Annotated in this window: 21 protein-coding genes and 1 tRNA gene; 17 read left to right on the top strand and 5 right to left on the bottom strand. The window is 63.2% G+C overall.

Features of this window, described 5'->3' with window-relative positions; genetic code table 11:
* Positions 1 to 113 precede the first annotated feature (113 nt).
* Positions 114 to 1,634, top strand: a complete 1,521-nt coding sequence (locus HAH_RS02405; protein WP_014039476.1) for a hypothetical protein — start codon at positions 114 to 116, stop codon at positions 1,632 to 1,634.
* A 193-nt stretch (positions 1,635 to 1,827) separates the two neighbouring features.
* On the opposite strand, the gene HAH_RS02400 is transcribed toward HAH_RS02405, so the two are convergent.
* Positions 1,828 to 1,900, bottom strand: a tRNA-Pro gene (locus tag HAH_RS02400).
* Positions 1,901 to 1,996: 96 nt separating this feature from the next.
* Between HAH_RS02400 and HAH_RS02395 the strand changes: the two genes are divergently transcribed.
* From HAH_RS02395 to HAH_RS02365, 7 genes are all read left to right on the top strand, one after another.
* Positions 1,997 to 2,458 carry a GDP-mannose mannosyl hydrolase gene (locus HAH_RS02395; protein ID WP_014039475.1) on the top strand — a complete coding sequence of 154 codons (462 nt, stop codon included), beginning with the start codon at positions 1,997 to 1,999 and terminating at the stop codon, positions 2,456 to 2,458.
* Positions 2,459 to 2,581: 123 nt separating this feature from the next.
* Positions 2,582 to 3,754: an NAD-dependent epimerase/dehydratase family protein gene (locus HAH_RS02390; RefSeq protein ID WP_014039474.1), complete on the top strand. Its 1,173-nt coding sequence runs from the start codon at positions 2,582 to 2,584 to the stop codon at positions 3,752 to 3,754.
* A 2-nt stretch (positions 3,755 to 3,756) separates the two neighbouring features.
* The gene (locus tag HAH_RS02385; RefSeq protein ID WP_014039473.1) at positions 3,757 to 4,689 is read left to right on the top strand and encodes an NAD-dependent epimerase/dehydratase family protein; all 933 of its coding nucleotides are present in this window, start codon (positions 3,757 to 3,759) and stop codon (positions 4,687 to 4,689) included.
* Positions 4,682 to 5,677: an NAD-dependent epimerase/dehydratase family protein gene (locus tag HAH_RS02380; protein ID WP_014039472.1), complete on the top strand. Its 996-nt coding sequence runs from the start codon at positions 4,682 to 4,684 to the stop codon at positions 5,675 to 5,677. Before HAH_RS02385 ends, HAH_RS02380 begins: the two co-directional genes overlap by 8 nt.
* 48 nt (positions 5,678 to 5,725) lie before the next feature.
* A complete protein-coding gene (locus tag HAH_RS02375) occupies positions 5,726 to 8,059 on the top strand; it encodes an STT3 domain-containing protein (protein ID WP_014039471.1) in 2,334 nt (777 codons plus the stop codon).
* 69 nt (positions 8,060 to 8,128) lie between these two features.
* Positions 8,129 to 8,602 carry a hypothetical protein gene (locus HAH_RS02370; protein WP_014039470.1) on the top strand — a complete coding sequence of 158 codons (474 nt, stop codon included), beginning with the start codon at positions 8,129 to 8,131 and terminating at the stop codon, positions 8,600 to 8,602.
* Positions 8,595 to 9,089: a membrane protein gene (locus tag HAH_RS02365; protein WP_014039469.1), complete on the top strand. Its 495-nt coding sequence runs from the start codon at positions 8,595 to 8,597 to the stop codon at positions 9,087 to 9,089. The genes HAH_RS02370 and HAH_RS02365 overlap by 8 nt, the downstream gene beginning before the upstream one ends.
* 5 nt (positions 9,090 to 9,094) lie before the next feature.
* Here HAH_RS02365 and aglM read toward each other — a convergent pair whose 3' ends face one another.
* The gene (aglM, locus tag HAH_RS02360; protein ID WP_014039468.1) at positions 9,095 to 10,402 is read right to left on the bottom strand and encodes a UDP-glucose 6-dehydrogenase AglM; all 1,308 of its coding nucleotides are present in this window, start codon (positions 10,400 to 10,402) and stop codon (positions 9,095 to 9,097) included.
* 88 nt (positions 10,403 to 10,490) lie between these two features.
* Here aglM and aglF point away from each other — a divergent pair, with 88 nt between their 5' ends.
* Positions 10,491 to 11,246: a UTP--glucose-1-phosphate uridylyltransferase AglF gene (gene aglF, locus HAH_RS02355; protein WP_014039467.1), complete on the top strand. Its 756-nt coding sequence runs from the start codon at positions 10,491 to 10,493 to the stop codon at positions 11,244 to 11,246.
* A gap of 248 nt (positions 11,247 to 11,494) precedes the next feature.
* Entirely contained in the window at positions 11,495 to 12,910 is a 1,416-nt protein-coding gene (locus HAH_RS02350) for a sugar transferase (protein ID WP_014039466.1), read from the top strand.
* Positions 12,911 to 13,223: 313 nt separating this feature from the next.
* Here the strand turns inward: HAH_RS02350 and glmS are convergent, their stop codons facing one another.
* The 3 genes from glmS to HAH_RS02335 form a co-directional block, all read right to left on the bottom strand.
* Positions 13,224 to 15,014 (bottom strand): glutamine--fructose-6-phosphate transaminase (isomerizing), encoded by a 1,791-nt coding sequence (glmS, locus tag HAH_RS02345; RefSeq protein ID WP_014039465.1) that lies wholly within the window; start codon positions 15,012 to 15,014, stop codon positions 13,224 to 13,226.
* Positions 15,014 to 16,204, bottom strand: coding sequence for a bifunctional sugar-1-phosphate nucleotidylyltransferase/acetyltransferase (gene glmU, locus HAH_RS02340; protein WP_023843118.1), 1,191 nt, complete (start codon positions 16,202 to 16,204; stop codon positions 15,014 to 15,016). Before glmU ends, glmS begins: the two co-directional genes overlap by 1 nt.
* 159 nt (positions 16,205 to 16,363) lie before the next feature.
* Positions 16,364 to 17,224, bottom strand: coding sequence for a CheF family chemotaxis protein (locus HAH_RS02335; RefSeq protein ID WP_014039463.1), 861 nt, complete (start codon positions 17,222 to 17,224; stop codon positions 16,364 to 16,366).
* Between the two features lie 166 nt (positions 17,225 to 17,390).
* Here HAH_RS02335 and acs (HAH_RS02330) point away from each other — a divergent pair, with 166 nt between their 5' ends.
* The 7 genes from acs (HAH_RS02330) (at position 17,391) to HAH_RS02300 (ending at position 26,125) form a co-directional block, all read left to right on the top strand.
* Positions 17,391 to 19,334: an acetate--CoA ligase gene (acs, locus tag HAH_RS02330; protein ID WP_014039462.1), complete on the top strand. Its 1,944-nt coding sequence runs from the start codon at positions 17,391 to 17,393 to the stop codon at positions 19,332 to 19,334.
* 140 nt (positions 19,335 to 19,474) lie between these two features.
* Positions 19,475 to 21,166, top strand: a complete 1,692-nt coding sequence (locus tag HAH_RS02325) for a bacterio-opsin activator domain-containing protein (RefSeq protein WP_044951661.1) — start codon at positions 19,475 to 19,477, stop codon at positions 21,164 to 21,166.
* A 70-nt stretch (positions 21,167 to 21,236) separates the two neighbouring features.
* Positions 21,237 to 23,231, top strand: a complete 1,995-nt coding sequence (acs, locus tag HAH_RS02320; protein WP_014039460.1) for an acetate--CoA ligase — start codon at positions 21,237 to 21,239, stop codon at positions 23,229 to 23,231.
* 44 nt (positions 23,232 to 23,275) lie between these two features.
* Positions 23,276 to 23,710, top strand: a complete 435-nt coding sequence (locus HAH_RS02315) for a DUF4212 domain-containing protein (protein ID WP_014039459.1) — start codon at positions 23,276 to 23,278, stop codon at positions 23,708 to 23,710.
* The gene (locus HAH_RS02310; protein WP_014039458.1) at positions 23,707 to 25,377 is read left to right on the top strand and encodes a sodium:solute symporter family transporter; all 1,671 of its coding nucleotides are present in this window, start codon (positions 23,707 to 23,709) and stop codon (positions 25,375 to 25,377) included. Before HAH_RS02315 ends, HAH_RS02310 begins: the two co-directional genes overlap by 4 nt.
* A gap of 4 nt (positions 25,378 to 25,381) precedes the next feature.
* Positions 25,382 to 25,855, top strand: a complete 474-nt coding sequence (locus HAH_RS02305) for a universal stress protein (RefSeq protein ID WP_014039457.1) — start codon at positions 25,382 to 25,384, stop codon at positions 25,853 to 25,855.
* Positions 25,856 to 25,909: 54 nt separating this feature from the next.
* The gene (locus HAH_RS02300; protein ID WP_014039456.1) at positions 25,910 to 26,125 is read left to right on the top strand and encodes a hypothetical protein; all 216 of its coding nucleotides are present in this window, start codon (positions 25,910 to 25,912) and stop codon (positions 26,123 to 26,125) included.
* Positions 26,126 to 26,131: the final 6 nt, after the last annotated feature.

Here is a 26,131-nt window from a genome sequence, read left to right as displayed (position 1 = left end):
TCACTCCACGGCGATTTACGTCCGTCGACTGCTGTCAGTACCGATACGAAAGACGCTACAAACGCCGTCTGAGCGTCCAGAAAGGGTTTACCGGGTGCGACGAATCGCGGACTATGCGCAGACGTGCCCTCCTCGCGTCGGTCCCGGGTGTGCTGGCCGGACTCGCCGGCTGTTCGTTCGGCACCCTCGGCTCAGACGAGACCGCAGACGTAACGCCCGCACCACGCCCGACACAGTCACCAACCGACGCGAACGACAGCGGGACAGAGACGCCGACAGATAGCGGAGACCCGCCCCGACCCGAGAATCCGACGACCGTCATCGAACTGGAAACCGGGCCGCGAACCTATGCCCTCAGTTCGCCAGGGCTCCACACCGCCGACAGGGCGCGAGTCGGGCTCTGGTTCGACCAGACGGCGACCGACGACCATCCGGCCACGCTTCGGGGCTGGCTCCAGAACAGCAACGAGTTCGAGAACACGTTCAGGGTCAAGTGGATTCCAGGAGTCGGACAGACACACAGCCGCCAACCCAGCGGCTACGACCACGAAGCGCGCCTCCATCTCGCACCCACGGACAACAACGACCTCGCCGACGAAGTGCCCTCACTCGGCCGAACAGACGAGGGATACTGGCGCGTCGACGACGTCGGCCCGTGGATGCCAGAGACGTACCGGCTAAATCCCGGTGAACGGGTCAAGCTGGAGTACGCCCTCGTCGGCGAACCGGGCCAGTCCGGGCGGCCGACCGGCACCTACGAGTTCCGCGGTCAGGCCGGGTCCCTCTCGGTCTCCGTCTGGGACACGCGAAGTCCCGGTCCGGAAACCGATTCCCGGTTCGCCGGCCGCTCGCTTCCGGCGCTTCCCGGCGACGGCGACGTCCAGTGGTTCCACGACGCCGACAGGACGACCCCAGCCTTTGTTCGGCCCAGTACCGAACGCGCGGAACTAGATACGCAAGTCGGCTTCGAGATGGTCAACAACAGCCACGAGCGACTGCAATGCGGCCACTGGGACCTCTACAAGCTCGTCGACGGCGAGTGGTTTCACGTCGCACCAGCAGCCCACACCGCCGACTGTCGGCTCCTAAAACCGGGCAGTCAGGAGCAGTGGGGCCTCCGGGCGTTTAACGGACCAGCTGTCGGTTGTGGTACCGGCGACTGCCATTGTGATGGTCTCACACAGGGCTATCTCGGCGGCGGCGAGTACGCCATCGTTGCTGGCTACGGCCACGCGACGAACGAGAGTGCTGCTCTGGTTGCGCTAGTCGGTGACCGTGCTGCAGTGACCCCGACTGACGGCGTGCCGACGGCGCGCGACGGCGATACCGTTAGGGTGACGACCGACCGCCACGGCGACGGCGAACGGCCGGCCGACGCGACGTTCACGCTGACTCGCACTGACAACGCGAGCGAGCGGGTCATTGCCGAACAGGTGATGGCACACGGTCGGTTCGCTATGTCCGACGGCGGGCTTCGCAACGCCATCCCGTTCCTGACCGACGATGTGAGCCGCGTCGTCGTCGAAACCGACGAGCATGCTGTGGACGGCGTACTCGGGTACGATACAAGTCGTCGGCGGTTCCGGTTCCGCGGGCAGGCGTACGAAGTCACCCGGGGCCAGAGCGGTGGGTGACAGTCGATGCGGAGAGACGGTTCTGTTGCTCCTCAGTAGGAAGTCGAAAAATGGGGCCGGCGCGAATGTCGAACACGGGAAGACGGTCGCTCATTTCGTTCGCGCTGCGACTTCCCTGCTCGAATTCTCGGAGCCATTTCCTCACAACGGACACTCGTCGCTGTCGCTCCTCGTGATTGCGTTGCGATAGAAATGGGCCGGCGCGAATTCGAATCGCGGTTACGGCCACCCGAAGGCCGAAGGATACCAGGCTACCCCACCGGCCCGTGCGATAGCAATCGGATAGAAGACAGGGTCGTTTTTAACGGTTGCGAAACAGCGAGAAGCGGAGCGGTTTCACCGGCGGCCCGCAAGCGGGAGGTATGGACCGCCACGACGAACGCATTCCGACGGAGACGTTCGCCACCTGTCTCGACAACATGCCCCAGCCCTGTGTCGACCTCGTCGTCGAGTACGAGGACGGAATCGTACTCACACGACGTCAGAACGAGCCAGCCAAAGGCGAGTGGTTCTGGCCGGGGAGTCGCCTCTGCAAGGGGGAGCGACTGGACGACGCGGCGGCGCGCATCGCCCGAGAGGAGCTTGGCCTCACATCGGTTGCGACGGAACAGCTCGGTGTCAGCGAACACTTCTGGGACGTTTCTTCAGTTGATGGCGTCGACTCCCGGCACACGGTACCAATTGTGTATCGAGCCGTCCCCGACAACGGGGCCGAAATAGCACTCGACGACCAGCACGACTCGTATCGCATCGTCACAGAGGTTCCGGCAGACGCGAACCAGTACGTCACGGAATACTTCGAGCAGTTCGATATCACCCAGTAGCGGGTGAACAGTGCTGTTTTGAGGACGAATACGTGTTTCATGAGTAGTCAGGCTGTACGAGACTAGCAGGCAACTGAACAGAAGATTGATTACGCGTCGCAGTTACTCACTAACTGAGTAACTATGACCATCCTCATCACTGGCGGCGACGGCTACGTCGGGTGGCCGGCCGCACTGCGAATCGCGGACCGAACGGACGACCGAGTGCTGCTTGTCGACAACTTCGCCCGAAGAGAGTGGGTCGAGGACGTCGGCGCGACGAGCGCGACACCGGTCGCCAGTATCGACGAACGCCTCGACGCGGCTCGCGAGGTCCACGGGCTGACGAACCTCTCCTTCGTCGAGGGCGACCTCGCCGAGAAGTCCTTCGTCGACGAACTGCTGACGGTCCACGAACCCGAGGTCGTCGTCCACACCGCCGCCCAGCCCTCCGCGCCGTACTCCCAGATCAACGGCGAGCGGGCGAACTACACCCAGCACAACAACCTCCAGGCGACGCGGAACCTCCTGTGGGGGCTCGAGGAACACGACCTCACGGACACCCACTTCGTCGAGACAACGACGACAGGCGTCTACGGCGCGCCGGAGTTCCCGATTCCGGAAGGCGGCGCGACGATGGAGAACCAGGGCGAGCGCGACGACGTGCCGTTCCCCAACATGGGCGGGAGCTGGTACCACGCGACGAAGGGCTTCGACGCACAGAACATGCGCCTGGCCCACACGCAGTTCGACATCCCGATTTCGGACGTTCGCACGGCCATCGTCTACGGGACAGAGACCGAGGAGACCCGCGAGGACGACCGGCTCAAGACCCGCTTCGACTTCGATTACTACTTCGGCACGGTCACGCACCGCTTCTGTGCGCAGGCCGTCGCGGGCTACCCCGTCACCGTCTACGGCAAGGGCGAACAGCGCAAGCCGTTCATCTCGCTAGAGGACGCCGTCGAAGGGCTGGCCGAAGTGGCCCTGACTGACCCCGACGAGCGCCCCGAGGGTCTGACGGTGTACAACCAGGTCACGCGCGCCATCAGCATCGTCGAAATCGCCGAGACGATTGCCGACGTGGGCGGCGAGTACGACCTCGACGTCGACGTCGAGCACTTCGAGAACCCCCGCGACGAGGACGAGACCCACAAGATGGAGATCGAGAACGACCGCTACGACGACCTCATCGGCGGCCAGTCCCAGTCCTTCGAGGACGGCGTCGGCGACATCTTCGAGACGCTGACGCGGTACGCCGACACCATCGAAGCCCACGAGGACCGGTTCCTGCCGGGCGTCCTGAGCGAGGACTGACGATGGACGTGCTGGTCACCGGGGCCTGTGGCTACATCGGCAGCGCGCTGATTCCACTGCTCCGAGAGGACGACCGCGTCGACGACATCGTCGTCTTCGACGACCTGTCCTCGGGGTCGCCGCGGGCGCTGCTGGGGACGCTCGGCGACGGCCTCGCGTTCCGCCGTGGCGATGTCCGCGAGTACGGCGACGTGGAGAGCGCCATGCGCGGCGTCGACCGCGTCATCCACCTCGCGGCTATCACGGGTGCATCGAGCACCCACGAACGCCGCGACGAGACGTTCGCCATCAACTACGACGGCACCGAGAACGTCCTGACCGCGGCCGGCAAACTCGGCGTCGACCACGTCGTCTTCGCCTCTTCGTGTAACGTCTACGGCCGCGCGACCAGCACCGACATCGACGAGACGGTCGACCCGGATCCCATCAACCCTTACGCAGAGACGAAACTGCAGTCCGAGACGCTACTGCAGGAGTACTGCGAGGAGTTCGATATGACTGGCACCGCCCTGCGAATGGCTACCAACTTCGGCCACTCGCCGGGCATCCGGTTCAACCTCGTCGTGAACTACTTCGTGTTCCGCGCGCTCACCGACCGCCCGCTCACCGTCTACGGCGACGGCTCGAACTGGCGGCCGTTCATCCACGTTCAGGACGCTGCCCGCGCCTACGCGGAGGCGGTGTGCGATCCCAAGTCCTGGGACGAACCGGTGTACAACGTCGGGTCGATGGAATCGAATTACCAGATTTCGGAGATTGCAGACATCGTCGCGGACGAGGTCGCTCCAGTCGACGTGACCTACCTCGAAGACGAGCATCCCGGTCCGTCGTATCACGTCAACTTCGACCGACTGAGCGGGACCGGCTTCGAACCATCGTGGACGCTCCGCGAGGGCGTCCGCGACCTCGCGGAGAAATTCACCACCAATGCCTGAGACAGAACCCACAGACAACACACCTCACATCGCCGTCACCGGCGGTGCGGGCTACATCGGCAGCCGCGTCATCTACGAGCTACAGCAGGCCCACCCCGACTGGGAGATAACTGCCATCGACAACTTCTATCGCGGTACCGTGCGGTCAGTCGGCGATGTCGACATCGAACACGTCGACATCCGGAACCGAGACCGTCTGGAGGCGGCGCTAGACGGGGCCGACGTTGTGATGCACCTCGCCGCGGTGTCGGGAGTTGACGACTGTGAGGAGAAACAGGACCTTGCCTACGAGGTCAACGTCCAGGGAACCGACAACGTCGCCTGGTTCTGTCGGAAGACTGGCGCAGCGCTGATTTTCCCGTTCTCGATGGCCGTCATCGGCGACCCACAGGAGTTCCCGATTACAGTCGACCACCCCCGAGACCCGCTGAACTGGTACGGGCGGACGAAACTGCTCAACGAGCGTGACATCGAGACGTACGCCGACGGCACGTTCCCGGCCCACCAGTTCATGATCTCGAACCTCTACGGCAGTCACGAGATAGACGGTCAAACCGTCTCAAAGGGGACTGTCATCAACTTCTTCGTGAACCGCGCGCTCGCCGGCGAGACGCTGACCGTCTACGAGCCAGGGACGCAGTCCCGGAACTTCATTCACGTCAAGGACGTGGCCCGGGCGTACGTCGACAGTTGCGAACGGCTACTGGAGCAACTGGACCGCGGCGAGACCGGCGTCGAGAAATACGAGATCGCCAGCGACGAAGACCCGGGCGTTCACACCGTCGCCAAACTCGTCGAGGATATCGCCGCCTCGGCCGCCGACATTGATGCCGACGTGGAACTGGTCGAGAACCCGCGTGGCGACGACGAGACGCTCGTCGATTCGTTCCCGGTCGACACCGGCCGAACGACGGACGTACTGGGCTGGACGCCGGAACACGACGTAGAATCGGCGATTCGAGCGGCGCTAGAGTCGGCAAACACGTAGACGGCGAGTCCCGATGGATTTATTCGCCAGACCGGAAAGAGAAGATACATGAGCGATACGCCCGGGGCGGGAGCGGTACTCGATGACCGGCCCGAGCTACGAGACGCGACAGCGGCGGTTCTGGCCGTCGACGACGAACAGGACGGCTGGACGTTTGACGACATTCCCATCGATTCGGGCCAGTTCGGTGAACTCGTCTCCGCGGGCATCGTCGAGAAAGACGGTGACGAGTACCGCGTCGCTGATCCCGACGCCGTGCGGGCCGCACTCGACGGCAAATCCGGGGTCGGCAGCGACAGCGAGAGCGGGACGGCTCTCGGTGACGCGCTGCGGTTTGATTTCGACGCGCGAGCAACTGGCCTGCTCGTCGCTGCTCTAGCGGTCGTGTTTGTCGCCCGAACGTACGTCATCGGGTCGATCTACCGCGGCGACGACATCGTCTTGTCGAGTAACGATCCGTATTACTACAGGTATCACGTCGAGCAGGTCGCGGCCAACGCCGGCGGCGCGGCCGATTTCGGAGCGCTCTCCGTGATTCCGGATGTAGTAACCAACGGGGAGCCACTCACGATCGCGACGCTCTGGTGGGTCGCCAGCCTCTTCGGCGGGAGCAAAGCAGTTATTGGCCACGTTCTCGCCTGGTATCCGGTCGTGTCGGCACTCGTCACGGGCGTCCTGCTCTATCTACTCGCGGTGCGGGTGTCCAGCGATCGGCGTGTCGGTCTCGCATCGGTCCTCTTCCTGGCATTTATTCCCGGCCACGCCTTTCGGACGAGCCTGGGTTTCGCAGATCACCACGCCTTCGACTATCCCTGGCTGGGACTCACCGCGCTTGCACTCGTGGTCGCGCTAACGACGGCCACGAGCCGAACGTCGCTTCGTCGACCACAGCCGTGGATCGCCGCGGTCGGTATCGGTGTCGGGATTGCCGGACAGGTACTTGCGTGGGAAGCCGGGCCATTGCTTGTCCTGCCGGTCTGTCTGGTGGTGCTTGGACAGACACTGCTGGATGGCTCAAACGACCGGTCGGCACTGGTCAGGAACGCGCCGGTCCTTGCCGGCGTTAGCCTCGGCGCGATACTCGCCTGGAGTGTTCATACTGTCACCGGCTGGCAGACTGCGCTCGTCGCTAGCACGCCAGCACTGCTGACGCTGGGCACTGTCGTCGTCATCGCGACAGCAGAAGCGGCCAGGCGATTCGGTGGCACTGCCAGACAACTGGCTGTGGTCGATCTCGGGCTTGGCATCGTCACCATCCTCGTCTTTCGTTTCGGCTTCACAGAACAGTGGGCCACGTTCGACAGGCGGCTCGATACGCTGTTTCGGTCCGACGCGATCGCCGAGACGTACGGACTGTTCAGCGCAGACGCCTTCGGCTTCCTGTTCCTGCTCGGCCTGACACTGTTCCTGGCACTCCCGGCGATGGTGTGGGGCATCGACCTCGCTCGGAACGACCGGAGCGGCTGGCTCGTCGCCAGTAGCTATGCCTGGGTACTGCTAGCTCTTTCCGTGATTCAGGCCCGCTTCGTCGGGGAACTGGCCCCGTTTCTCGCGCTGTTCGCCGGCCTCGCGTTCGTCTGGGCCGCCTCGTGGGTCGATCTCGCCCGACCGGTGCTGACGACTGGCGACAGCGACCTTCGAGACGTACTCGTTCCCGACAGCCGGGCAGTTGCATCGCTGGTCGTACTGTTCCTGTTGTTCGGGGCCCTCGGGATGGTGCAGGTGCCGGTGAAGACGAGTCAGGTGCTCGTCGAGGACGGGACATACGACGCGGCGACTGCAATCGAGGCAGACGCCGCCGATCGCGGGCTCGAATACCCCGAAAACTACGTCCTCAGCCGCTGGGGACAGAACCGCGTGTACAACTACTTCGTCAACGGTGAGTCACGGAGCTACGGCTACGCCCGCCAGAATTACGGTCCGTTTGTCGCAGCAACGGACCCTGATGAGGCCCACAATCGGATTTCCGGTCGAGTCGGATACGTCGTAACGACAGAGATGGAACTGGAGGAACCGAGCACAATGTACGCTCGACTACACCAGCACTTCGGAAGCCAGAACGGCGATGTGGACGGACTGGCCCGCTACCGACTGCTCTTCACGAGCGGAGACGGGAGCCACAAGGCGTTCGCGGTCGTTCCCGGTGGAGAGATTCGGGGGACTGCAGCCCCGAATTCGACCGTCTCGGTCGTAACGACAGTCGGTGTCTCGGACAGAGAGGTCGACTACGAGCGCCAGACGACAGCCGACCGCAACGGTGAGTTCACTGTTACCGTCGCAAACCCCGGGACGTACACCGTGACGACCGATAGCGGAAGTGAAACGACTGTCGAAGTCACAGAACGGACAGTGTACGACGGCGGCAACGTCACTATCGAGTGATTTTCGGAGACAGACACGCTGTGGTTCTGAAGCGAAAGGACCATTGTACCCACCGAAAGAACAGGGAGTGTGCGCGTCCGGGTTCGTGCCGTCATCGTACTTGTGCTGTGTCTGATACTCGGTGGACTGTTCGTCCACGCGGCAGTTACAGAAGAGCAGCGGTCCCCGTATCCAGATGCTGCGGACCTCTCGTCCGGGTACGAGTCGTACGTCGGACAGCACCTCATGGTGTTTGGAACGGTGACAGAGACCGGCGATGGCGGAATGGTAATCAGGGCCGAAAGCGACGGGACGGCAATAACGCTTAGAGTCACCGAGACGGAAGCGACCGTCAAACCCGGTGGCGTCGTCCAGGTGTACGGAACGCTTGAATCGAATCAGACGATAGCGGCCGAGCGCGTCGAAGTCGTCAACAGCAGTCGGTGGGCGGAGTTCTACAAGTACGGTGCCTCGGCTGTCGGCGCGCTCGGATTCCTGCTCCTGTTCTTCCGGTATTGGCGAATTGACCGAGAGACGTGGACGATGGAGGCACGCAATGGCTGACCTGCTGACTCACCTGCTCGTACCATACATCCTTTTGACGGTCGCGAGTTGGCGCATCGACTGGCTCAATCAGCATTGGGTCGTCGTTGGGATGGGCGGTGCGGCGATTCCCGATCTGGTGAAAGTCGGGATCGTGGTGGACGGGAGCACTGTCGAAGCGTTTCTGGGCATGCCGTTCACTTATGCGCCCCTCTCCACACTCGGCGGAGTCCTGCTACTGGCCGGTATCATCACCGTCGCATTCGAGAGACGCCACTGGCGGCGCGTGTTCGGACTCGTGACGTTCGGCGGCCTCACGTCGCTGCTGCTCGATGGGATGCGAGTGTACGCCGACGGGCGAGCGAGTGCCTGGCTGTATCCGTTCACGAACTGGCGGCCGCCGACGCCGAGCCTGTACGTGTCTTCGGACCCGACCGTGCTCGTTGTGGCGCTACTCGCTGCCGGCACGGTAGCCGTCATCGACAGGCAAATACAGGCAGGTAACTGACTGCGCTACCAGGTCAATCCTTCGTAGGTGATGCCGTCGCGCCGCTCGATGATGCGTCGACCGTCAACGACGACGGAGTCTGCCATCTCGTCGAACGCAGCGTCGAGAGCTGCGAACTCGTCCCAGTCAGTGACGACAACAGCGCCTGATGCCCCCGCGAGAGCGGTTGCGGCCGAGTCGGCGTACTCGATGTCGGGATAGCGTTCGCGCATATTCTCGGTGGCAACGGGGTCGTAGGCGACGATTTCCGCGCCACGTTCTTTGAGTCCCTCGATGACCGGAACCGCGCGCGTGTTCCGGATATCGTCCGTTCCGGGTTTGAACGCCAGGCCGAGAACGGCGATGCGTTTGCCGGACACGTCGACGTGGTCGTCAAGTAGGGAGAGGAGGCGCTTGGGCTGGTCGTCGTTCAGTTCTACGGCCGCAGAAAGAACAGCAGGGTCGTAGCCCTGTTCCCGTGCCGCGGCGATGATGGCATCCGTGTCCTTCGGGAAGCAACTGCCGCCCCATCCCACCCCGCTCCGGAGGAACTGTTCGCCGATGCGGTCGTCGAGTCCGATGGCATCGGCCACCTCGTAGGCGTCGACGCCGAACTCCTTGCAGATGTTCCCGATGTCGTTGATGAGGCTGACTTTCGTCGCCAGAAACGTGTTGTTGGCGTACTTTATCATCTCGGCCTCGGCGATACCGGTTTCGACGACCGGCACATCATCGTCAGCGGCCTCGCGAAGCGGTTCGTACAGTTCGTTGAGAAGCGCCGTCGCACGGTCGTCGTCCGTCCCGAAGACGAGTTTGTCGGGGTTCAGGAAATCCGCCACGGCCGTCCCCTCGCGCTGGAACTCGGGATTGGACGCGACGAGGAAGTCCGTCCCGCGTTCGAGACCGGCGTCGGCGATACGGGGGGCGAGCCGGTCCTCGGTCGTGTTTGGGACGACAGTCGACTTCGTGACGACGAGGTGTGGATCCGTTGCCGCGTTCTCGGCACCGGCCAGCGCCTCGCCGACGGATGCCGCACCGGCTTCCATGAACTGGAGGTCGATGCTCCCGTCGTCGTTCGAGGGCGTCGGGAGCGCCAGCATCGTCAGTTCAGTATCGAGGATCTCGTCGTAGTCGGTACTTGCCCGAAGTCGACCGCCGCCGTGTTCGGCGACGAGTTCGTCGAGGCCAGGTTCGTGTATCGGCGACCGGCCGTCGTTGACCGTGTCGACGATGTCCTCGTCGATGTCTATCGTTACCACTTCGTGTCCGAGATCCGCAAGACACGCCGCGACCGTCGTCCCGACGTATCCGCTCCCGACAATACTGACGTTCATCGGGCGGCAGTAGTCGAGGGGCGGATATTATAATTCGGATCTTATAATTCGACAAGAGTTTTATCGGACGGCCAACGAATTGAGATATATGAAAGCTGTCGTACTCGCCGCTGGTGAGGGGACCCGTCTCCGCCCGCTGACCGAAGACAAGCCGAAGGGAATGGTAGAGGTCGCGGGGAAACCGATTCTGACCCACTGCTTCGAGCAGTTGATCGAACTAGGCGCTGACGAACTGCTGGTAGTTGTCGGCTACAAGAAGCAGGCCATCATTAATCACTACGAGGACGAGTTCGAAGGCGTCCCGATCACCTACACCCACCAGCGCGAACAGAACGGCCTCGCACACGCGCTTCTGACCGTCGAGGAGCACGTCGACGACGACTTCATGCTGATGCTCGGCGACAACATCTTCGAAGCGAACCTCCGAGATGTCGTCAACCGGCAGGCGGAGGAACGTGCCGACGCCGCTTTCCTCGTTGAGGAAGTCCCATGGGATGAGGCCGGGCGGTACGGTGTCTGTGACACCAACAAGTACGGCGAGATCACCGAAGTCGTCGAGAAACCGGAGGACCCGCCGTCGAACCTAGTGATGACCGGGTTCTATACGTTCACGCCGGCCATCTTCCACGCCTGCCATCTGGTACAGCCCTCCAACCGCGGCGAGTACGAGATCAGTGACGCGATTGACCTCCTGTTGCACTCCGGGCGGACGATCGACGCGATCCGCATGGACGGCTGGCGGAACGATATCGGCTATCCAGCGGACCGCGACCAGGCCGAGAAACGGCTGCAGGGCGAGATTGACCCGGAAATGGCTGCCGAGAACATCGCTGCAAGCGAGTGAGGGCCACACAGGATAGCCTGGTCAGTAACCAGTGAGGACCACACAGTCACGTAGTTGGATCGACGCTGTGATAGCCGATACGACTGCGCTGGTACGTTCGTCGTGGGTGCGTCAGTACGCAAACAGCTCTCGTGCAATACTGTCTCTCAGTAGCACACCGTCTATTCAGGGCGGTTTGACTACAGTAGCTTCAGTATTTGAGTCCCGGGACGCAGGACTTATCCCGGAACTCGGCAATCACACTGATAATGGATAGTGGCTGGCGGTACCGGGTCGCAAGTGTAGCCGGCGTCGTCGTGCTGACAGCGGCCGCCGTCGCACTTGTTAACAACGCTACCATCCAGTCGATAGCGACAACCATCCCGGTGTTCAATCGGCTACCGACTGACCCCCCAACTGGGTCGGAGTTCACGTTTGAACTGTTGGTCACAATCGCAGTCGTCGTTAGTGTGTTCCTCCCACTGTACAAACCCCGCCCGCGAAGAATTCTCGACGCTATAGCACTGGCCCAGAAGCGGGTGCTCGTAGCAGTTCTTGTTCTGGCGACAATCGGCTACTTCGACTACACGTACCGATTGCCGCGCTTGACGGTCGTGTTAGTAACTCCCTTATTACTGGTCGCACTGCCCGCATGGTTCGTGTGGATTCGCAAGCGGCCGTCGTCAAACGGCGAACGAACCATCGTCGTTGGGGACGACCTCAAGGTGATAGAAGAAGTGGCAAGTGAAGTCGACGGGACGCTTCTGGGCTATCTCTGTCCAACGAGTGTCATTACGACAGTCGAACGGACCGAAGCCATCGCTGACGGCGGAACTAACACCAGTGGGTTGGAACGGCTAGGTGGCCTCTCGCGAATCGAGGACGTACTCGTCGAGTATGATATCGACACTGTTGTGCTAGCGTTTGAACATGCCGACCGGGCAGAGTTCTTCGGCGCTCTCGACGCCTGTTACGAGTACGGTGTCAACGCGAAAGTCCATCGCGACCATACAGACTCTGTGTTGACCGCCAGCGGTGGCGTCGGAACCCTGATCGACGTGGAGATCGAGCCATGGGACATACAGGACTATATTCTCAAGCGCGCGTTCGATATCGCGTTTGCATCGGCTGGGCTGGTCGCGCTATCGCCCGTGATTATTGGCATTATACTTGCGATAAAAGCAGAAGACGGTGGCTCAATACTGTACCAGCAAGACCGAACAGCAGTTTTCGGAGAAACCTTCTCCATCTACAAGTTCCGGTCGATGATCGAGAACGCCGAAGACGAGACCGGCGTGAAAATCAGTGACGAGGATGCGGGTGGGATCGATCCACGCGTGACATCGGTTGGCCGAGTGCTGCGACAGACGCACTTGGATGAGATCCCACAGCTCTGGTCGATACTACGGGGAGATATGAGCGTCGTCGGCCCACGGCCAGAACGGCCGGAACTGGACTCGGATATCCAGAGCGGTGTCGTTGACTGGCAGAAACGATGGTTCGTCAAGCCAGGCCTGACCGGGCCTGCCCAGGTTAATCATGTGACTGGAAAAGAGCCGAGCGAAAAGCTACGATACGACCTCGAATACGTGCGTGACCAGTCGTTTAGCTATGATATGAAGCTTGTTTCAAGGCAGGTCTGGAGCGTTCTTATTGACCTCGTGATGGCATACAGAAATCGGTGAGAACTGGCAGGCCATTGTACGACCCACTTGCTCCAGTATCGGCCGGAGTACACCGTTCGTAGTGAACTCACGTATCTCCGAAAAACGCTCCAGCAGAGGGTATCGCGGCACAAACCCTGGGAAGCATACGAGTTATACACTCTATGCACGGTGCTGTCACATCTTAAGTTGCGCGACCCTAGAGAAATTCTGCCCCCACCTCTGTAGCCTGCTCTGGAAAAGCGAGCCGCTCCGGTTCAACAACAGCTAAATTAGTGGCAACCCCGATCCGGTAGAGCTCTCAGAGAGCCGCAAATAGCCAGCTACGCGCTGCTCACTCGACTGTCACGCTTTTCGCCAGATTCCGCGGCTTGTCAATGTTCCGCCCCAGCAACGCAGCCGTGTGATACGACACCAGTTGCAGATGCGTGTTCGCCAGCACTGCAGCGGCTCGCGGATGGGTCTCCGGAATCTGGAGCACATGGTCGGCGTACCGTTCAACGTCGCTCTGTCCGTCCGTAATCGCGACCACCGGCGCGTCCCTTGCTTCGACCTCTTTGACGTTCCCGATCGTCTTGCGGGTGCGCTCGTCGTCACCAGTCACGATAGCGAACACGGGCGTGTTCTCGGTCACCAGCGCCAACGGGCCGTGTTTCAGCTCACCCGCAGCGAAGCCCTCGGCGTGCTTGTACGTAATCTCCTTCATTTTCAGCGCGCCTTCGAGCGCCACGGGATTCTGATACCCGCGGCCGATGAAGAAGTAGGCGTTGGCGTCTTGATACAACTCAGCGACCTCCTGAGCGGCAGATTCGTCGAGAACCTCCTGAACGTGGCCGGGGAGGTCGCGGAGCGCGCTGATGACCTGCCGGGCGTCGCCGGTTGTGGACGTTCCGAGCGCGAGCAGGTTCAGCGCGGCCAATTGTGAGGCGAAAGTCTTGGTCGCGGCGACGCCGATCTCCGGCCCAGCACGGATGTACAGCGCGTGATCGCACTCGCGGGCCGCGGTAGAGCCGACGACGTTGGTCACGGCCAGCGTGCGCGCGCCACGGCGGCGGGCCGCCCGAAGTGCCGATAGCGTGTCCGCGGTCTCGCCGCTCTGTGTGACGCCGACGACGAGCGCGTCACCGATGGGTGGCGTGGCAGTGGCGTACTCGCTTGCGAGGAACGCCTGGGCGGGGATACCGGCTTCGCGGAACAGTTGCGCGCCGTGCAGGGCGGCGTGGTAGGAGGTCCCGCAGGCGACGAACTGGACGCCGGTCGGGGAGAGATCTCCGAGGTCGCCGATGTCGACCGTCCCGGCGAGTTCGTCGACGCGGCCGCGGAGACACTGCCGGAGCGCGCGCGGCTGTTCGTGAATCTCCTTGAGCATGAAGTGGTCGTAGCCGCTCTTGCCGGTCTCCTCGGGGTCCCACTGGATAGTGTCGATGTCTTTCTCGACGACATTGCCGTCGATGTCAGTCACAGTCCACCCATCACCGTTGAGTCGGGCGAACTCGCCGTCAGCGAGATAGACGACCTTGTCGGTGAAGTCCCGGAAGGCGGGTACGTCACTGGCCAGATACGTCGCATCGTCGTCAATGCCTAACACGAGCGGCGAGTCGTTCCGCGCGGCGAACACCGAGTCACAGCCGGCGATGACGACGGCGACGGCGTAGCTGCCTTCAAGTCGGCTGACCGTCTCTCTGACAGCGTCTTCGGGGTCGGCTCCGGCGTCCAGCGCGTCCTCGATGAGATGGGGGACGACCTCCGTATCGGTGTCAGATGTGAAGGTGTGGCCGGCGCTCACGAGTTCGTCTCTCAGGGACTGGTAGTTCTCGATGATACCGTTGTGGACGACTGCGACCTCACCGGTGCAATCCTGATGGGGGTGGGCGTTCTCGTCGGTCGGCGGGCCGTGCGTGCTCCAGCGAGTGTGGCCAATGCCGACCGAGCCCGAGAGCGTCCGTTCCGACAGCGCGTCGCGCAAGTCGGCGATTTTGCCGGAGTGTTTGCACAGGTCGATGTGGCTGTTCGCCAGTGCGACGCCAGCGGAGTCGTACCCGCGGTACTCCAGTTTCGAAAGGCCGTGGACGAGCGTATCGAGCGTCTCGTCGCCGCGGCCGACACAGCCGATGATACCACACATCAGCGGACCACCTCCGCGCCCTCGCGGACGGTTCCATCGACTGTCACGCCAGTGGCGAGCCGAGCGTTGGGGCCCACGAGCGATCCGGAGACGAAGCTCACGTCCCCGAGCGCAACAGCACGGTCGGCAATAACGGCACCGAGCCGCTGGTCTTCGAACACTTCCGTGCCGACCTGGACATCGGCCGGGCCGCCGGGGACGACCGTATTGACGCCCAGGTTCACGTCCTGACCGGTGACAGTATCGATGAGGGTCGAACTCGGGTCGACACGCGTATCGGCGTCGAGGACGGTGTGCTGGATGACACTGTTGGCCCCGATAGTGGTGTTACGGCCAAGCGCGACGTTCGGACCGATGACAGCGTCCGGTCCGACCTCGCAGTCCGGGCCAATGACGACCGGCGACTGGAGGGTCGCCTCGTCGTGAACGCGTGCGGAGTTGTCGACCCATACCTGCTCGTCGCGGGCCGATTCGACGACCCGACCCCGCGCCAGTACCTCGCGCGCGACGGTCAACAGGTCCCACGGGTATGTCGCGTCGACCCACATGCCGTCGACCTCGACTGCCTGAATACGGTCAGATTCGAGCAGGAGTTCGATAGTGTCGGTCAGTGCCAGCTCGCCGGCGTGCCGCGTCGTTTCGTCGATAGCCTCGAAGATGTCGCCGTCGAAGGCGTACACGCCGCCGTTGATGAGCCTGAACTCGTCGTGTTGGGGCTTTTCGACGATGTCGACAATATCGCCGTCCTGTACCTCGACGGCACCGTACCGACTGGTGTCCTGTCGTTCGATGACAGCGATGCTTGTGTGCCCAGTCTCCGCATAGGAGGTATCTACCGACTCGATAGTGGCCGCGTCGACGAGACGATCACCGTTCATCACCAGAACCGGGCCGTCGACGACGCTCCGCGCCTGGAGGAGCGCGTGCCCGCTACCGAGCTGTTTCGTCTGGCTCACGTAGGAAATAGGAATGCCACGGTACGTCGGCCCGAAGTGGTCCTGAACGCGGTCGCGCTTGTAGCCGACGACGGCGACCAGCTTCTCGATGCCTGCCTCGACTAGTGCGTCGAAGACGTGTTCGAGGATCGGACGGTTCGCGGCCGGAAGCATTGGTTTTGGCCGGTTTCGCGTCAACGGCCGGAGGCGAGTCCCTTCACCCGCAGCGAGGACCACAGCCGTATCGATGTGCATACCTGTTGCAGACGGAGGAGGGGCTTCAATATGGCGGCCTTACCGAGATTGGTCGGCGTCTACTCGCCACGCATGTCCAGTTTGTGGCGTCGAAACCGAACGGGAGGGAGCGTCCGAGACAGTCGGTCCTCGCGATGCTTCACTGGTTCCGGGTACGGACTACTGCTCGCCCATCCGCTCGCCGGCGACCCGACGGCCCTTCGTCGTCAGATTCACTTCCGTCCGCTCCCGGAGCACGCTTATCACGTCGAGTTCGATCAGTCGGTCGAAGATTTCCTCGGTTTTCTCAACGTCAATGCCGACGAAGTTGGGAATGTCGAACGGCGACACGCCGGAGTGCAGCGCCATGATTACCCGCTTCTCAGTCGAGCTCAGGTCCAGATCGGCCTGGTTCTGTTCGGCGCTCTCTTCGAGCATCGTCCGGAGGACGGTTGCGTGGAACTCCTCGCCCGCGAGATGTGTTTCGACGCTGATGTCGTCCTCGCTGTGCTCGACCTGAATGACCGTCCGTTCCTCGCCGCTGACCTGCTTCTCTTCGACAGCGAGGTCACCGATGTCGGCGCGGTCGATGACAACGGCTTGCCCGTCAGCCATCGCGAGTTTCAGCGCCTCGTCGGTCACTTTGAGGCGACCCTTCGTCCACTCGGCGGACTGGACGACGCCGCCTTTCAGTGCAGGGTGTTGAACCAGCACGATTGCGCCGTCGAGACTCGCCCGGTAGAAGTCGGTCTCGAACGTCCCGTGGTCCGATGCCGACACGAGGATAACGTCCTCGCCGACGTAGAGCGCGACGTAGTCGGAGACGCCGGCGCTCTGCTGGTTCACGTCGAACCGGTCGGCGATACGGTCGATGTCGGTCAGTGAAATCTGTCGCTTGTCGTCACCCAGCAGGGCGACCCGCTCGGTGGTAAGGATAATGCGACAGTTTCGCCACTCGGCGTCGGTGAGGCGCTGGCCCTGTGAGACCGCCTGAAGGAACTGCCCCTTCGTATCGGCGATCTTCTTTTCGGTGTCGCTCATACCCCGTACCGGCCTCTCGTACACTCGTTGACCGCAGGACTCAATATAAGTTCCGTCGCCAGTGTCGAAAGTGAGAACGGCCGACTGCACTGGTGAGCCACTCACAGCGGAATCGTGCACAATTAGATAGGATATTTTTTTGAGTACGGCGGTGTACTGTCAACTGATGACACGGGGTGACGAACCGGATCGGGGCCAGTCCCAGACGGGGCGAGAGACAGTCGAACCACCGGACTGGTTCGTCGAACAGGCGAACGTGACGGACCCGGCCGTCTACAACCGCTTCGAACGGGAGTGGCCCGATTGCTGGCGCGAGGCCGCCGCGTTGCTTGACTGGGAGGTTCCGTTCGAGACGGTGCTCCGTGGAACAGACGGGCCACCGTTCGAATGGTTCCCCGGTGGCCGATTAAACGCCGCATACAACTGTCTCGACCGACACCTCCCCGAGCGGAAGAACCAGCTCGCACTGGTCTGGGAGGGGCACCTCGGCGAGTCCAGCACCTACACCTACCTCGAACTGTACCGGGAAGTCAACGCCTTCGCCGCGGCGTTGCGCGAGCGCGGCGTCGGCCCGGACGACGTGGTGACGCTGTACCTGCCGATGGTGCCCGAACTCCCGATCGCAATGCTGGCCTGTGCGCGCCTGGGTGTGGCACACAACGTCGTCTTCGCCGGGTTCTCCGCGGACGCACTGGCGACGCGAATGGAGCGGGCCGACTCGGAGTATCTCATCACCTGCGATGGCTACTACCGCCGCGGTAGCGCCGTCGCACAAAAGAACAAGGCGGATAACGCGCGCATCGCCGTCGACCACGACGTGTCGGTCGTGGTGCTCGACCGGCTGGGCCGTGATGTGCACTTAGGCGACGACTACGACGACTATCACGACCTGCTGGCGGCCCACGAGGGCGAGGAAGTCGAGCCGGTTTCGCGGGCGGCGGACGACCCGCTCTTTCGCATCTACACATCGGGGACGACCGGCCAGCCGAAGGCCGTCACCCACACGACCGGCGGGTATCTCGCACACGTCGCCTGGACCGCCCGGTCGGTCCTGGATATCAAGCCCGAGGACACCTACTGGTGTTCGGCCGACATCGGCTGGATTACCGGCCACTCCTACATCGTCTACGGCCCGCTCGCGCTCGGCACGACAACAGTACTGTACAACGGTACGGCGGACCACCCCAAAAAGGATCAGCTGTGGGAACTCATCGAGAAGTACGCCGTCGACGTGTTCTACACCGCGCCGACAGCCGTTCGGGCGTTCATGAAGTGGGGCGAGGAGTACCCCGACCGACACGACCTCTCCAGTCTACGCCTGCTGGGTACGGTCGGCGAACCAATGGATGCTCGCGCATGGGAGTGGTATCGCGAGCACATCGGCGGCGGCGAGTGCCCCATTGTCGACACATGGTGGCAGACCGAAACCGGAGCGGTGCTCGTATCGACGTTGCCCGGCGTCGACGAGATGAAACCCGGGGCCGCGGGAACGCCGCTGCCAGGAATCGAGGCGTCCGTCGTCGACCGCGAAGGTGCGGCGGTCGAGTCGGACACGGCCGGCGAACTCGTCGTGACGCGCCCCTGGCCGGGGATGCCCCGCGCGTTACTTGACGGGACGGGCTGGGGCAGCGCCCCGGACAGCGCCGGGGAATGGCGGTACTACCCCGAAGACAGCGTCTCGGTCGACGCTGACGGTTACATCACCTTTCTCGGTCGGATTGACGACGCGATTAACGTCGCCGGCCGGCGGTTCAGCACCAAGGAACTTGAGTCGACGGTCGCCGGCGTCACCGGCGTCGCCGAAGCCGCCGTCGTCGGTGCCGACGACGAGACGACCGGAACGGCGGTGTACGCGTTCGCCTCCCCGGAGGACGGCTACGCCGAGAGCGAACTCCGAGCAGCCATCGAAGAGGGCGTCGTCAACGCTATCGGTGGTATCGCCCGCCCCAAGGAAATCGTGTTCACGCCCGACCTTCCGAAGACGCGCTCGGGCAAGGTTATGCGCCGCCTGCTGACGGCAGTGGCCAACGACGAGGACCTGGGCGACACCAGCGCGCTACGGAACCCCGAAATCCTCGGCGAAATCCAGTCGACGACGAGAAAGGAGTGAGAAGTTTCGTATTTTTTTATATTGCCGAAACATTGGGGCGGCAATAGTGTCTTTAGTGACTGTTTTATCGGTCTTTTCTCAGACAAACGCACGATATGACCGCAATACTTATTTCGGTATTCTCTTATTTTCCGAAACGTATGGACGGAGCAGCGGACCGCATCGGTGAACGAGGGTACGAACAGCTCCGGCGTGCGGCCGAGACACACCGGTCCGACCTCGTGCTCCGGCTCGGCGCGGAGGTCGGACTCCGTCCGGCGGAGATGACGGCTGTTCGGCTGGCCGATATCACCGAGTTCGAGGGCCATCACCTGCTTGCTGTTCGGAACGGCAACGAGATTGTACGCGAAACGTACCTCCCGGACTCGGTCGAACACGACATGCGGAAGTGCGCAAACGCGTCCGGGAAAGCCGATGACGAGCCGCTGGTTTCCGTTTCCCCGCGGCGGCTCCAGATGCTCGTCAGCGAGGTGGCCGACCGGGCCGCCGAGACGGCGCCGCACCTGCGAGGGGTTTCCTCGCGCGACCTCCGATGGCGGTTCGCGGCGAGCCTGCTGAACGACGGCGTCCCGCCGGACGTGGTCTGCACGCTCGGCGGCTGGGACCGACTCGACCGCCTCGATCCCCTGCTTGACGAACCGGACCGGGAAACCATCGTCGCGGCCGTGGATGAGTCCGGCGAGCGGGCGGCCCCGAGCGAGTCTCGGCGAGCCCTCGACTGGATCACGACGGTCAGCGAGGCGCTTGCGGCCGCCGCGACCGGCGAAGCAATTGCGACGGCAGTCTGTGACCACCTGACCGAGACGGCGGGCTTCGAGTTCGCCTGGCTCGCCGAGCGTACCGGCGACGGGCTGACACTGCGCACGACGACAGAGATCTCGGAGTCGGCCGTCGAGCGCCAGATTCACGAGCATATCGAGTCGGTCACCGCGCCGCTAGACGTGGGCGAGGTTCGTGTCGTCGACGACAGCGCCGGACCGGTCGCTCTGGTCCCGCTCGTCAGAGAAAACGCCGTCTCCGGTGTCATCGGGGTCGGTTCCAGGGAGGAGCTTACCGACGCGGAACGCGCCGTACTGTCCGCACTCGGGGTTCAGGTCGGCCACGCACAGGTCGCCGCCGAACGCAAGCGACTCCTGCTTGCCGACACGGTGACCGAGTTGGAGTTCCACTGTGCGGACGGGCGAACCTTCACCGCCGGGGTGTCCGGGGCGTTGCAGTGTACGGTCGAACTGTCCGGCGTCGTTCCCGTTGCGGGCCAGTCGCTGCTGTACTACCTGATGGTCGAAGGTGCCTCGGCCGACGCGATACTGTCGTACGCGGACACCGACGACGGCGTGACCGACGCCAGACTCCTCGAAGAGCACAGCGACGGCGTGCTACTGGAGGTCGTAGTCACCGACACGCCAGCGCTCCAGTTGGTCGAGAGCGGTGGCCGCGTTCGCTCTGTGACGGCCACCGACGGCGTGGCGACTATCGCCGTCGAGCTCCCCAGCGAGGCCGACATCAGACCGACAGTCAACGCCGTCACCGACGCCTACCCGGAGACGTCGTTAGCGGCGAAGCGAGAGACGGAACGGCCGGCCGAAACAGAGACAGGGTTCCGCGACCGACTGACCGACACGCTCTCCGACCGGCAGGAGACCGTCCTCCAGGCGGCCTACCACAGCGGCTACTTCGAGTGGCCCCGCGGGTCGACCGCCGAGGAGCTAGCGGAATCGCTAGACGTCTCGTCGCCGACGTTACACAATCACCTCAGGAAAGCCCAGCAGAAGGTCCTGACCGCGTTTTTCGACGACCGGCCGACCGAACCGCGACAGCCGACCGACAACTGAAACCCTGTTTCATGTTATCGTAGTTAGACCCCCCGTTTATATGGCCACTGTGAAATATCGATGATAGACCATGTCAGATGAAGATGTCCAACTCGAAGCACGGCTCGAAGAACAGGAGGTTTTCGAGCCCCCGGAGTCGTTCGTCGAGCAGGCGAACGTCACGGACGAGGGTATCTACGAGGAGTTTACCGAAAACTGGCCGGAGTGCTGGGAGGGGGCCGCCGACCTGCTCGACTGGGAGGAGGGTTACGATCAGGTACTCGACGACTCGAACCCGCCGTTCTACGAGTGGTTCACGGACGGGAAACTAAACGCCTCGGCGAACTGTCTGGACCGCCATTTGGAGGAGCGCGGCGACGAAGCCGCTATCGAGTGGGTGGGTGAGCCGGTCGAGGAAGACAACATCACCTACACCTACGAGGAACTTCACCAGAAGGTCAACGAGTTCGCGGCCGGCCTGCGGGAGATGGGCGTCGGCGAGGACGACGTCGTGACGATGTACATGCCGATGATCCCGCAGCTGCCGATAGCCATGCTGGCCTGTGCCCGCATCGGCGCGCCACACTCCGTCGTGTTCGCCGGCTTCTCCGCGGACGCGCTCGCGACGCGGATGGACTCCGCCGACTCGGAGTATCTGGTCACCTGCGACGGCTACTACCGACGAGGGGACCCGCTCGACCACCTCGACAAAGCCAACGAGGGGCTGAGCGGCGTCGACCACGAGGTCGAACGCGCCATCGTCGCCGAGCGCCTGATGGACGGCGACGGCTTCGACCACGACTACGCGGGCAATCAGGTCGCCTTCGACGATGTCATCGCCGACAACGAGGGCGAGACGGTCGAACCGGTCGACCGCGACGCCGAGGATATGCTGTTTCTCATGTACACCTCCGGGACCACCGGGAAGCCGAAAGGCGTCAAACACTCCACGGGTGGCTACCTCGCGTGGGCAGCCTGGACCTCTCAGGCAGTGCTCGATATCAAACCCGAGGACACGTACTTCTGCTCGGCCGACATCGGCTGGATTACCGGCCACTCCTACATCGTCTACGGCCCGCTCGCGCTCGGGACGACGACGATGATGTACGAGGGGACGCCGGACTACCCCGACAAGGACCGCCTCTGGGACATCGTCGAGGAATACGAGGCCGACCAGCTGTACACCGCGCCGACGGCCATCCGCGCGTTCATGAAGTGGGGCAAGCAGTACCCCGAACAGCACGACCTCTCCAGCCTGCGCCTGCTGGGGACGGTCGGTGAGCCGATCAACCCTCGCGCCTGGAAATGGTACTACAAACATATCGGGGGCGAGGAGTGCCCCGTCGTCGACACCTGGTGGCAGACCGAGACCGGCGGCATGATGATAACGACGCTGCCCGGCGTCAAGGACATGAAACCCGGGTCGGCCGGGCCGCCGCTACCGGGCAACGACGTCCGCATCGTCGACACCGAGGGTAAGGAAGTCGAACCCGGCCGCGCCGGCTACCTGACCGTCGACAAGCCGTGGCCCGGCATGCTCCGGACGCTGTACAAGAACGACGAACGGTTCATCGACGAATACTGGGCCGAGTACTCGGACACCGATAGCGACGACTCCGACGACTGGGTGTACTTCCCCGAGGACGGAGCGAAGATCGACGACGACGGCTACATCACCGTGCTGGGGCGGGTCGACGACGTGATCAACGTCTCCGGCCACCGCCTCGGGACGATGGAGATCGAGAGCGCTATCGTCGGCGTGGAAGGCGTCGCCGAAGCCGCTGTCGTCGGTGGCGACCACGATATCAAGGGCGAAGCGGTGTACGCGTACGTCATCACCGAGGACGGCTACGAGGAAGACGAAGACCTCCGTAGTGCGATTATCGACGGCGTCGAGGACGCTATCGGGCCAATCGCGCGGCCGGAAGCCGTCATCTTCACGCCCGAACTGCCGAAGACCCGCTCCGGGAAGATCATGCGCCGCCTGCTGGAAGACATCGCCAACGGCGAGGAACTGGGCGATACGAGCACGCTGCGAAACCCTGACGTCGTCAGTGATATCGAGACCAAAGTCCAGGGTGACTGAGCCGTAGCGGCGAACAGCACCACGAATTTTCAACCTATCAACCCATGTCAAGAGACACGCCTGCGGATCGAGAAGAGTCAACTATCCACTCAGATGGCGGCACGGAGGCCGCCCACGAAGACATCGACTACCTCGACAGGGAGGTGAACCTGTTACGGCCGAGCACGCCGTTCATGCGCGACCACCTGAAGATCATCTGGAGCAGTTTCGTGCTCTGGGCGCTGGTCGTGTTCGGGCCGGTGACGCTGACCGCGCTTGCGCCGGAGATGATGACCGTGCAGACGCCCATATTCGGCTTCCCGCTGCACTACTTCCTCGTCTCGCTCGGCGCGCCAACGGGTGCGCTCATCCTGGCAGTCGTCTACACCCGCTACAGGGACCGACTCGACCAGAAGTACGGTATCGACCCCGATTCCGTCGAGAGCACGGCTCCCGAGACCGGCGAGGCGACGGCCGCTGACGGGGGTGTCGAGCAGTGACGGTCCCGTTACAGGCGGAAGCGCTGGACATCTCGTTCAAACTCGTTCCGGCGATCATCGTCTTCTTGATGATGGCCTCGTTCCTCGTCATCGGCTACGTCTTCAAGGTGGCCGACACCGAGGGGATGTGGGTGGCCGGCCGCGGCATCGGGAACATCGAGAACGGGATGGCCATCGGCGCGAACTGGATGTCCGCCGCCTCGTACCTCGGACTGGCCGGGCTGGTCGCGCTCTCGGGCTTCTACGGCCTGGCGTTCATCGTCGGCTGGACGACCGGCTACTTCATCCTGCTCATCTTCCTGGCCGCGCAGATGCGCCGGTTCGGGAAGTACACCGCGCCGGACTTCGTCGGCGACCGGTTCAATTCGCCGACCGCCCGCGCGCTGGCCGCGTTCACCACGCTACTCATCGCGTACGTCTACTCCGTCGGCCAGGCCCGCGGCATGGGGCTGGTCGGTCAGTACGTCTTCGGCCTCGACATCATCCCGATGATCGTCGTGATGATGACCATCACCGTCGGCTATCTCGCGCTCTCGGGGATGCTGGGGGCGACGAAAAATATGGCCGTCCAGTACACCATCCTCATCGTCGCGTTCCTCGCGGGCGTGTACGTGGTCGGCTTCTCGCAGGGCTACTCGACCATACTTCCACAGATCGAGTACGGCGCGCTGATCGCCGACCTCGGTCGCGAGTTCTCCGCACCGTTCGTGAACCAGCCGTTCTACCTCTGGATTGCGACGGCATTCTCGCTCATCGTCGGGACCTGCGGCCTCCCGCACGTCCTCGTCCGGTTCTACACGGTCAGAAGCGAGCGCGTCGCCCGCTGGTCCTGCGTGTGGGGGCTGTTCTTCATCCTCCTGCTGTACTGGGCTTCGCCCGCGATGGCGGCCTTCGGCGTCGACCTCTTCCAGGCGACGACCGGTGCGAGCGCCTACGCCGCCGAAGGCGGCATGTCCGGCGCTGAGGGTGACGTGATCGTCGTGCTTGCCGCGCAGTTCGCGAACCTCCCGACGTGGTTCGTCGGCCTCGTCGCGGCCGGTGCGATGGCCGCGGCTATCGCGACGACTGCCGGGCTGTTCATCACGGCCTCCTCCGCGGTCGCACACGACATCTACACCGAACTGATCAACCCCGACGCGACCCAGCGACAGCAGGTGCTCATCGGTCGCGGGACCATCATCGGCATGGGCGCGCTGGTGACGGTGACCGCGTTCAACCCACCGGCGCTCATCGGCGAGCTGGTCGCCTACGCGTTCTCGCTGGCCGGCGTCGTCCTGTTCCCGATGTTCTTCCTCGGCCTCTGGTGGGAGAACACGAACCGTCAGGGCGCGCTGGCCGGGATGGTGCTCGGCCTGCTCATCTGGATCACCTCGATTATCAACAGCGTCCTGCCGAACTACATCGGTGCGCTCGGCGCAGCCGCTGGCGATGGAGGTGCACTCGTTCCGATATACGCCCAGTACGTCCCGCCCATCGGCGCTGCGCTGATCGGGACGCCGGTCGTGTTCATCGTCACCATCGCCGTCTCGCTGGCGACGCCCGAGCCGCCCCTGGAGACGAAGAAGATGGTTCGACAGTGTCACAGCCCCGAGCCGATGGGGCAACAGGAAACCGCCGCAGACGTCGTCGGTGACAGCACCAGCGGCGGCACCCCCGCAGACGACTAAACACATGTACGACAACATTCTCGTTCCGACCGACGGCAGCGAAACCGCCGAAAACGCGGTCGACCAGGCAGTCGACATCGCCTCGAAGTACGGCGCAACGGTCCACGCGCTGTACGTCGTGGATGTCGACGCCACCAGCTACTCGCTGGGGACAGAGCAGGTCGACCGCATCCGCCAGGGGAACTTAGAGGAGATGACCGATATAAAGCAAGACGCCGACGACGCCACCGGCTACGTCCGCGACCGCGCCGCCGAACACGGCCTCGAAGTCGAAGAGCACATCACCGCCGGCGAACCGGCCCGCGCCATCCGGAAGTTCGTCGAGGACAACGACATCGACCTCGTCGTGATGGGGTCCCACGGCCGCTCGGGACTGAAGCGCGTCATCCTCGGCAGCGTCACGGAGAAAGTGCTCCGCCGGACGCGACTGCCGGTGCTCGTCGTCGACGTCCACGGCGAGACGGACGTTGAAGACTGACAGTACCATGGCACTGAATCGACACCAATCGCTGCGGACCTCGCGAGGCCGCCGATGAGCGTCGTCGACACCCTCCGCGACCACGTCCGCGACCACAAGCGAGGGATGTTCGTCGACCTCGTGTTCGCTATCGCCTGGGTAACCGCCGTGAGCGTCATCTTCGACCTGCTGTCGGCTCCGCAGTGGGTCTACTACCTGACGCTCGCCGGCGGCGTCGTCGCGTACTACGGTTTCTTCTGGTCGCTTGAGCTGGCGATGGAACAGCAGTAGGTCGGG

Source organism: Haloarcula hispanica ATCC 33960 (assembly GCF_000223905.1).
Lineage (GTDB): Archaea > Halobacteriota > Halobacteria > Halobacteriales > Haloarculaceae > Haloarcula > Haloarcula hispanica.
Note: the sequence above shows the minus strand (reverse complement) of the source record. Positions and strands in the feature narration are given on the sequence as shown.

What these genes read in the sequence shown, in the direction of transcription:
- HAH_RS02390 (WP_014039474.1), top strand. Translation starts at nt 2,582, where the DNA reads ATGACCATCCTCATCACTGGCGGCGACGGCTACGTCGGGTGGCCGGCC.
- HAH_RS02300 (WP_014039456.1), top strand. Translation starts at nt 25,910, where the DNA reads ATGAGCGTCGTCGACACCCTCCGCGACCACGTCCGCGACCACAAGCGA.
- HAH_RS02350 (WP_014039466.1), top strand. Translation starts at nt 11,495, where the DNA reads ATGGATAGTGGCTGGCGGTACCGGGTCGCAAGTGTAGCCGGCGTCGTC.
- HAH_RS02325 (WP_044951661.1), top strand. Translation starts at nt 19,475, where the DNA reads ATGGACGGAGCAGCGGACCGCATCGGTGAACGAGGGTACGAACAGCTC.
- acs (WP_014039462.1), top strand. Translation starts at nt 17,391, where the DNA reads ATGACACGGGGTGACGAACCGGATCGGGGCCAGTCCCAGACGGGGCGA.
- glmU (WP_023843118.1), bottom strand. Translation starts at nt 16,204, where the DNA reads ATGCACATCGATACGGCTGTGGTCCTCGCTGCGGGTGAAGGGACTCGC.
- HAH_RS02395 (WP_014039475.1), top strand. Translation starts at nt 1,997, where the DNA reads ATGGACCGCCACGACGAACGCATTCCGACGGAGACGTTCGCCACCTGT.
- acs (WP_014039460.1), top strand. Translation starts at nt 21,237, where the DNA reads ATGTCAGATGAAGATGTCCAACTCGAAGCACGGCTCGAAGAACAGGAG.
- HAH_RS02385 (WP_014039473.1), top strand. Translation starts at nt 3,757, where the DNA reads ATGGACGTGCTGGTCACCGGGGCCTGTGGCTACATCGGCAGCGCGCTG.
- aglF (WP_014039467.1), top strand. Translation starts at nt 10,491, where the DNA reads ATGAAAGCTGTCGTACTCGCCGCTGGTGAGGGGACCCGTCTCCGCCCG.
- HAH_RS02335 (WP_014039463.1), bottom strand. Translation starts at nt 17,224, where the DNA reads ATGAGCGACACCGAAAAGAAGATCGCCGATACGAAGGGGCAGTTCCTT.
- glmS (WP_014039465.1), bottom strand. Translation starts at nt 15,014, where the DNA reads ATGTGTGGTATCATCGGCTGTGTCGGCCGCGGCGACGAGACGCTCGAT.
- HAH_RS02380 (WP_014039472.1), top strand. Translation starts at nt 4,682, where the DNA reads ATGCCTGAGACAGAACCCACAGACAACACACCTCACATCGCCGTCACC.
- aglM (WP_014039468.1), bottom strand. Translation starts at nt 10,402, where the DNA reads ATGAACGTCAGTATTGTCGGGAGCGGATACGTCGGGACGACGGTCGCG.
- HAH_RS02405 (WP_014039476.1), top strand. Translation starts at nt 114, where the DNA reads ATGCGCAGACGTGCCCTCCTCGCGTCGGTCCCGGGTGTGCTGGCCGGA.
- HAH_RS02315 (WP_014039459.1), top strand. Translation starts at nt 23,276, where the DNA reads ATGTCAAGAGACACGCCTGCGGATCGAGAAGAGTCAACTATCCACTCA.
- HAH_RS02365 (WP_014039469.1), top strand. Translation starts at nt 8,595, where the DNA reads ATGGCTGACCTGCTGACTCACCTGCTCGTACCATACATCCTTTTGACG.
- HAH_RS02305 (WP_014039457.1), top strand. Translation starts at nt 25,382, where the DNA reads ATGTACGACAACATTCTCGTTCCGACCGACGGCAGCGAAACCGCCGAA.
- HAH_RS02375 (WP_014039471.1), top strand. Translation starts at nt 5,726, where the DNA reads ATGAGCGATACGCCCGGGGCGGGAGCGGTACTCGATGACCGGCCCGAG.